Here is a 7,245-nt window from a genome sequence, read left to right on the forward strand (position 1 = left end):
AAATTCCCTCCAAAAAAGTTCAGGCTTTAATTAATGCAAAGCAGTTAGGCGAAGAGGATGATTCACTACCTTGCCCTGCCTCTTATTAATTACCAGATTTATACGCTCTGATTAACATTGTTTTTTATTGTGGAGATGAAATTCGAGTTTTCATCTCTACATTCATTCATTTATAAGCTTAGGCTATTTTTCAAACCTACTATAAACGGATGGGCTGCACTTAACGAATTATTTGCTATTCGGCCCTATTCCGTCACGTCGCAGCAAAAGACCCGTGTATAATCGATGGCATGATTAACCCGACTTTTGATTGATTCTTTCCATGCTCCTTCAGATTCTGCAAAAACAGCTCGATGAAAGTACATCATGCCCGTTGTGTCAGGCATCTATGTTCTGGATTGAAGCAGAACAATACGATCAAGCACTTAATTTTCATGAATGTAGTCACTGCCAACATCGGGTATTTCAGGATGGTCGCACCAACTGTCATTGTGACAAATGCCTCGTCAATCGAAAAAAAATGCTCACTGAAACGCGTCTGCAAGAGCAGCGCAAACTAAAGTCCAAAGAGAAAGATGCTGTTGAATATCGACTCGATCAAATCAGTTTTTTAAACAAATTATTTTTACTCAGTATCTTGGACAATCAAGTTCAAGAACATACTAACCATCATGAATACATCGATTGGGAAAGCATCAAATACCATTCGATTACCCCGAACTATTTGTTCCAAAATTATTTGGTCAAACAGCTGGTAAAAGAACAAATCCTGATTGCCAAAGATTTTGCCTCAGAGGCACATCAGTACTATGTTAATGTGCGTTTAGACGGTTATTCAGAACCGAGTCTGTTTAGCATTACCCAGCAACTTCGCAACTGGTTTTATGAAAATTTAACCATGGGCGTGCCCTTTAAAAATGCCGATGAAGTAAAAAATGTACTTTATTTGGTGCTTTATCAGGAAATTATTCAGTTTGCCCAGTTTTATTGCCGCACTTGGGGCATTCAAATTGCCGGAAATAACAGTTTTCAGACCTTTTGTTATCGCCTGATGGATTCATTGGCGGTGGGGCAAATCTATTATCTGGTGCAAACTGCACTAGAATATTTGCATCAGCAAAAAGCCTTGCAAGTACGTAATGAAAACTTTATTAACACTAATTTGTTAAAGAAAACCTTGCAGCAATATCGTGACCGTGCCGTGACCGAAAAATGGGAAACATCTACCCTGCCGCGTCCGCACAATATTCCTTTTAGCAAAATAAGCGAAATCCTGTTTTTCCGCTTTCTCGGCTATGATGAGAGTATTTTTTTCCAGCCAATCTGGCGGATCTGGAAAAAGATTGAACCGCGCTTAAGCTTCTATTCACAAAAACGCTGTATGTATTGCGGTTCTAATGAGCTTACTGTGGATTATGATGCTGAAAATTATGTGACACTCTGCTGCCGCAGCTGTAAGCATCAAGACCACTATTTTACTCAATAGTATTTCACCCAATAAATGGTGATCTACTATGTCCAGTCTCTGCAATCAGATATATAACTTAAGGAATAATCCTATGGATCGAACTTCAACATTGGTCGAGCATATTGTTGAAGCATGGACACAGCTGCAAACCGAGCAGCCTTTGGTGCAATGCATTACCAACAGCGTTGCAGCCAATTATGCAGCCAATATTTTGCTGGCTGCCGGTGCTTCACCTGCCATGATTGACAATCCATTCGAAGCCGAAAGTTTTACCACTATTTCCGCTGCACTGAGCATTAATCTGGGTACACCCACCAATGAACAAATGCAGGCCATGCAAATTTCTGCACAAACGGCGCAGCGTACCTGTATCCCTTGGGTGCTTGATCCAGTCGGTTATGGCCCCGTTTTAAAATGGCGCTCGGCTATGGTGGATGAGTTACTGCAATATCATCCCACGGTTATTCGCGGTAATGCTTCAGAAATTAGTAACCTTGCAGGCAATCAGGTGCTCTCCAAAGGCGTCGATAGCACGCTGGATAGCGCCGATGTCTATAACCAAGCCAAAGTATTGTTAGCACATGCTGAATGCATCGCCATTTCAGGTGAATCGGATTTTATTTTAAGCAAAGAACTTGATGCTGTAATTCAGGTCAATGGTGGCTCTTATTTACAACCAAAAGTTACCGCAACAGGCTGTGCACTCGGTGCTTTAATCGCAGCTTACTGTGCTGTAACTACAGCGACGATTGCCACCATTGCTGCACATACGCATTTTGCCATTGCAGGAAAATTGGCATTTGAAAAAGCGCAAACAATTGGTCAGTTTAATGTTGCATTTATGGATTACATCCATAGTTTGAATCCTGATTTAATTCAGCAATATGCCGATATTAAAATTCTTGAAATCTAAAAAATATCCATGTTGATGATTCTGCATAGAGCTTTATTTTAGTTTTTAAACAGTAGGATAAACCCGTTTTTCAGCAGGATATACTCAATGGAACTTAGACATTTACGTTACTTTGTGGCTTTGGCTGAAGAACTCAATTTTACCCGTGCTGCACAAAAACTCTGTACTGTAAAGCCTTCCCTCAGCCAGCAAATTAAAGATTTAGAGGAAGAAGTCGGCGTACAACTGATCGACCGAAGTACTCGACAAATAGCCCTGACTGCAGAGGGACAAGGCTTTCTCAAATATGCCCTGGAATCGATTAAATACGCAGAACTTGCAGTTGCTCATGCACGTCAAATCGCCAATCAGGGTCAGCAACAGCTGTTTATTGGCGTATTGCATGTGGCGGAAATGACCATTATCCCTCACATCATTCAACAGGTTCGTGCTCAGTTTCCGCAGGTCGATCTTAAAATCAGAAGTTTATCCTGTAGCGAGCAATTTCAAGCACTGAAAAATTCCGAACTGGATTTGATTTTTAGCCGCGTGTGGATGGATGATCCGCTTTATAGCAGCACTATGCTGTTTGAAGAAAATTTATTATGTGTTGCCCATCAAACCTATATTGCCAAGCGTAAAATTCAGGACTTAAGACAAATTCAAAATGATGACTTTATTGTCTGTGACCAGCTCTTTTCTCCAGTGTTCTATCAGCGAATTCAACAGTTCACTGAAAAAGAAAATTTAAAACTGCAATATAAATATCAAGTTACCAATGCCTTACAGCATATCAATCTCATCAATATGGGTTTGGGCTGGAGTTTTATTCCTGAATATGCACGGCAATTGCTGAACCCGAATGTACAGGCAATTGAACTGAAACAAGACTTGCCGACCTTACCGCTGTATGCCAGTTATCGAACAGATGCCGAAAATCCAGTTTTGCAATTTACCGCAAAAATCATTCAGCAATCTGTTCAACGACAGCAGGTTTCAAAATAACTTTTAAAAACCTGAATTAAGCGATTTGATACTGCATTTGTTCTAACACATGCGTTAATTTCTGCAAGGCTTCGGCATCATCATAGAGTGCTTCTTGATAGCGCCATGCCACATAACCATCCGGACGAACCAGCAACATCCCTGCTTCAGCAATTTCACAAGTTTTTTGCCAGGTGCCGTAAACATCTTTGACTTCTTGCCCAATGGTCACAACATCTAGATAAGTTAAACCTAATTGTTCAGCAGCCTTTTTCCAGGCTGTACCGGATAAACCAGTCACTAAAGTAAGTTTGCCATTTCCGACGATATCCAGAGTAGAAACCTTCTGACCATTTTTCGCATCAATTAACCAGCAATGTGGAATTTTCGCTCCAGGACGAGAAGTTGCCTGTAAATACAATTGCGGATCAGCTTGCCATTGCTCTTCATTTTCATCCTCCAAAACCACGGCAACGGATTGATAACGCTGATTCAGCTCTACACCTTGCGCATTGAACTCAAAGTTTTTAATTTCCAAGGCATGATTCAGTTGAGTACGCAATTCAGCCGCTTCTGCTGTCGGTGCATTCAGTCGATCTAACAATTGCTGGGTGGTTTCAATGCCTTGATCAAAACCGAAAACATCTTTCAGATACTTGTAGTCCATGCGAGACTGGTTGGCACGCGCGACAATTTGTTGTCCCACCGGCACACGTTCCTCACTATAAGAATTCAACAAATCTGCTTTCGCCCAATCTTTAATGACAAAAGCCAGTTTCCATGCCAAGTTAAATGCATCTTGAATACAGGTATTTGAACCTAAACCACTCGATGGTGGATGACGATGCACGGCATCCCCGCCACAGAAAACCCGACCGACTGAATAATGCTTGGCAAACGCCTGATTCACATACCATGCCGATACATTTTGAACCTCAATATCGACATCATCCGTGCCAATGAAGGTATGAATACGCTGGATGATTTGTTCTTCGGTATATTGCGGCTCACCTTTAGAGATATCAAATCCCCAACCTGCAATCCAGTCATTCCATGGAGAAATGGCACGCAGCAAGCCCATACCAATTTCACCAAAACCTGCGGCAGGATTTACAATCCAATGCAAAATGCTTGGACGATGTTGCACATACTTAGTCAAGTCAGCTTTAAAACGGACATAAGTCGTGCCCGCACGCGCCATATGACCTTCAATCGGAAGACCAATTTTCTCCACGATTTTAGAGCGTGCCCCATCCATCCCCACCAAATACTTGGCACGAACCGAATATTTTCGATTTTCCAATCGGTCTAAAAACCAGACCGTAACGCCCGTCTCATCTTGTTCATGATCTAGATATTCGGTGTTGTAAAATAGATTTGCACCACGCGCAACCGCATGCTTCACCAGCAGCGCTTCCATTTCGGGTTGCACCAAATCGAATAAAGGCGAAGGACTACCCTTCACATAATCGCCATGACGTAAATCACCCGTTCCCCACGCCTGGATACGCGCAATTTCTTCACCAATCAAACTGGTGGTGATCATGCTTTCCCCCATGTGTTGCCATGGAGTTGCCATATTTTTGGCTTCTTCTTCCAAGCCAAATTCACGCAATACTTCTACTGCACGCTGATTGGTAATGTGCGCACGTGGAGAATTTGCCAGACCATTAAACTGGGTATAAAAACGGACTGAAATCCCATAAGTGGCCAAAGCTAAAGCCGTCGTTGCACCTGCCGGGCCTGTACCAATCACCACCACATCCGTATTGAAAGGCTGATTTGACATCCCGTTTCCTTATTCAATTCACTTAAATGTGCACATCCACATCATTGGATTGCTTTTATTGAACTATAAGGAAAATGTCGAGATTATTTAAAAACTATCAAAACTAACTATAGTCATATGCATCTGAGCTATAGAAGCTCAAAGGATGCTGATATTTTCAAGTGTGATAAGTGTTTTTGCTTATGCTTTCTTTATACAAACTGAGAAATTTAAAGTAGAGGATTCAGTTAGTCTCTAGAGAATAAAATTTAATACACTTTGCGATCTAAAAATAAATTAAAGATGGTTTCCAAAATGGTTTTTAAATCCAATTTACAGATACACAGCAAGCCCATACCATCAAAATAGTCAGGCACATGCTGCATAAAAAAATTGATATGTGGCGTTGCCTTATTTCTAAGTTTTTGAATGTGTTCAGGTGTGGTTTGCGGCATCACATAAGGATAAACAAAAATATCTTCTCGGCGCTTGCATATTTCCTGCTTGCGCTGCTGCATCATCTCCAGAACCTTTAAATATTCTTGAGGAATTTCTCTTCCTTTACGTGGGTAGAAATTTTGTGAACGAGATGCAAAATAGGTATAAATTTTAGGCTGTATGACGGTAGGTACATACCATAAGGGAATAGTAGGATGGCGAATCCGGTGATTAATCGCAACCCGGATTGCAGTTTTAAGTGTCCTGTTACCTTTGCGATAAGCCGGTAAAATACTTGCCCGCGAACTCACCACAAAGATTGGATGACCTTGTAAAGAAAGCTTAAGTACCGGAATAATATTTTGCCCAACCAGTGTATCTTTAAGATAATAATGAACCACCAGAACTGAAACAGCATCTGGATCATAGATAAAATTATAAATATCTTGTTCACAAGAAGCTGGAAAAATTTGCTGGTCAAATTCACAGATCATTTTAAAAAAACGATTTTTTTGTTCAAATGCAAGTTGTGCAAAATCTACAATCGTTTCGGTAATACGCATCAAATTGATCCATTTTTTTGATATATATCAATTATTACTGTTTTTAGTTTAATTAGATATCACTAAATATGGTGATTTAGTGAAAGTTCATCAGTTTTTACCACCTAGTTCTAATATTGCTGTGGCAATCCTGGTCAATAAAAACCAATGTAAAGCACAATAAAAAAGCCCAGCAGAGCAAGCTGTCAGGCTTTTTCAAAAGTTCAAAAAGAATGGATGAGAAAAAGATATTAATCTCTTTCTTTATCTTGAATCCTTAATCACTATCTCTCGCGATACGTAATCAACACGGACTTAATCCGATTCTCTTCCAGTTCAGTCACTTCAAAATGAATACCATGATATTCCAGTTGAGCTCCCAAACTTACCTTACCGTGAGTCTTATCTAAAATCAGACCGGCAAGACTGATATAACCAGCCTCTTCTTCCACCAGATCCATCATGCCCAGCTCCAGTTCAAGCTGATATACATCGAGCATGCCAGAGGCTTTCCAGGTGTGATCATTAATTTTAACTAAATCAAGCTGCTCATCGGCATCCGGGAACTCACCGGCAATGGCTTCAAATACATCCAGAGGAGAAATCAAGCCCTGCACATTTCCAAACTCGTCACTCACCAATACCAAAGAACCTTTCGAGGTACGCAAGGTATTAATGGCATCAATTACTTTCATTTTTTCAAAAATATAAATCGGACGATGGCGTTTGATTAAAGCCTTGAGCTGTTCAGTATCTTCAAGTACATCCAGAAGCTCTTTGGCACGCACCACACTCAAAACCTTATCCAAGCTACCGCGACAAACTGGAAATAAGCTATGTGGTACAGACAGCACCTGTTCACGAATTTGTTCAGGCGTATCATCAATATCTACCCAAGAAATTTGACTTCGTGGAGTCATGATCGATGCGACAGACCTTTCTGCCAGGGTTAATACCCCACCAATCATATAACGCTCTTCATCGGCAAAAGCTTCTTGAGCTTCAGAGTGCTGAGCACTATCAGTGACCGCTTCCATTTTTCCGCCCATCAGTTTCAGGATGGAATCTGCAGTACGGTGACGCAATGGAATTTTAGATTCATGTTTGGCTACATTGCGCTGGCCAAACTGGTTAAATGCTTCAATTGCAATTG

6 protein-coding genes and 1 pseudogene are annotated in these 7,245 nt (G+C 40.9%); 4 read left to right on the forward strand and 3 right to left on the reverse strand.

Annotation, left to right across the window (positions count from 1 at the left end; all coding sequences use genetic code 11):
• From B2Y23_RS06275 to B2Y23_RS06290, 4 genes and pseudogenes are all read left to right on the forward strand, one after another.
• A pseudogene (locus B2Y23_RS06275) lies at positions 1-89 on the forward strand (hypothetical protein); the annotation flags it as partial.
• A gap of 233 nt (positions 90-322) precedes the next feature.
• On the forward strand, positions 323-1,486 hold the full coding sequence (locus tag B2Y23_RS06280) for a hypothetical protein (protein WP_291356896.1): 1,164 nt from the start codon (positions 323-325) through the stop codon (positions 1,484-1,486).
• Between the two features lie 73 nt (positions 1,487-1,559).
• Positions 1,560-2,381 (forward strand): hydroxyethylthiazole kinase, encoded by an 822-nt coding sequence (gene thiM / locus B2Y23_RS06285; protein ID WP_291356894.1) that lies wholly within the window; start codon positions 1,560-1,562, stop codon positions 2,379-2,381.
• Positions 2,382-2,468: 87 nt separating this feature from the next.
• Positions 2,469-3,365 carry a LysR substrate-binding domain-containing protein gene (locus B2Y23_RS06290; protein WP_291369689.1) on the forward strand — a complete coding sequence of 299 codons (897 nt, stop codon included), beginning with the start codon at positions 2,469-2,471 and terminating at the stop codon, positions 3,363-3,365.
• 16 nt (positions 3,366-3,381) lie between these two features.
• Here B2Y23_RS06290 and B2Y23_RS06295 read toward each other — a convergent pair whose 3' ends face one another.
• The 3 genes from B2Y23_RS06295 to B2Y23_RS06305 all read right to left on the reverse strand — a co-directional run.
• The gene (locus B2Y23_RS06295; RefSeq protein WP_291369690.1) at positions 3,382-5,133 is read right to left on the reverse strand and encodes an FAD-dependent monooxygenase; all 1,752 of its coding nucleotides are present in this window, start codon (positions 5,131-5,133) and stop codon (positions 3,382-3,384) included.
• 248 nt (positions 5,134-5,381) lie between these two features.
• Positions 5,382-6,113, reverse strand: a complete 732-nt coding sequence (locus B2Y23_RS06300; RefSeq protein ID WP_291369691.1) for a hypothetical protein — start codon at positions 6,111-6,113, stop codon at positions 5,382-5,384.
• 263 nt (positions 6,114-6,376) lie between these two features.
• Positions 6,377-7,245: transporter associated domain-containing protein (locus tag B2Y23_RS06305; protein WP_291369693.1), on the reverse strand; the 869-nt coding region annotated here is incomplete at its 5' end.

Origin of the sequence: Acinetobacter sp. UBA5934 (assembly GCF_002430855.1) — a bacterium.
In the GTDB taxonomy this organism is placed as follows: domain Bacteria; phylum Pseudomonadota; class Gammaproteobacteria; order Pseudomonadales; family Moraxellaceae; genus Acinetobacter.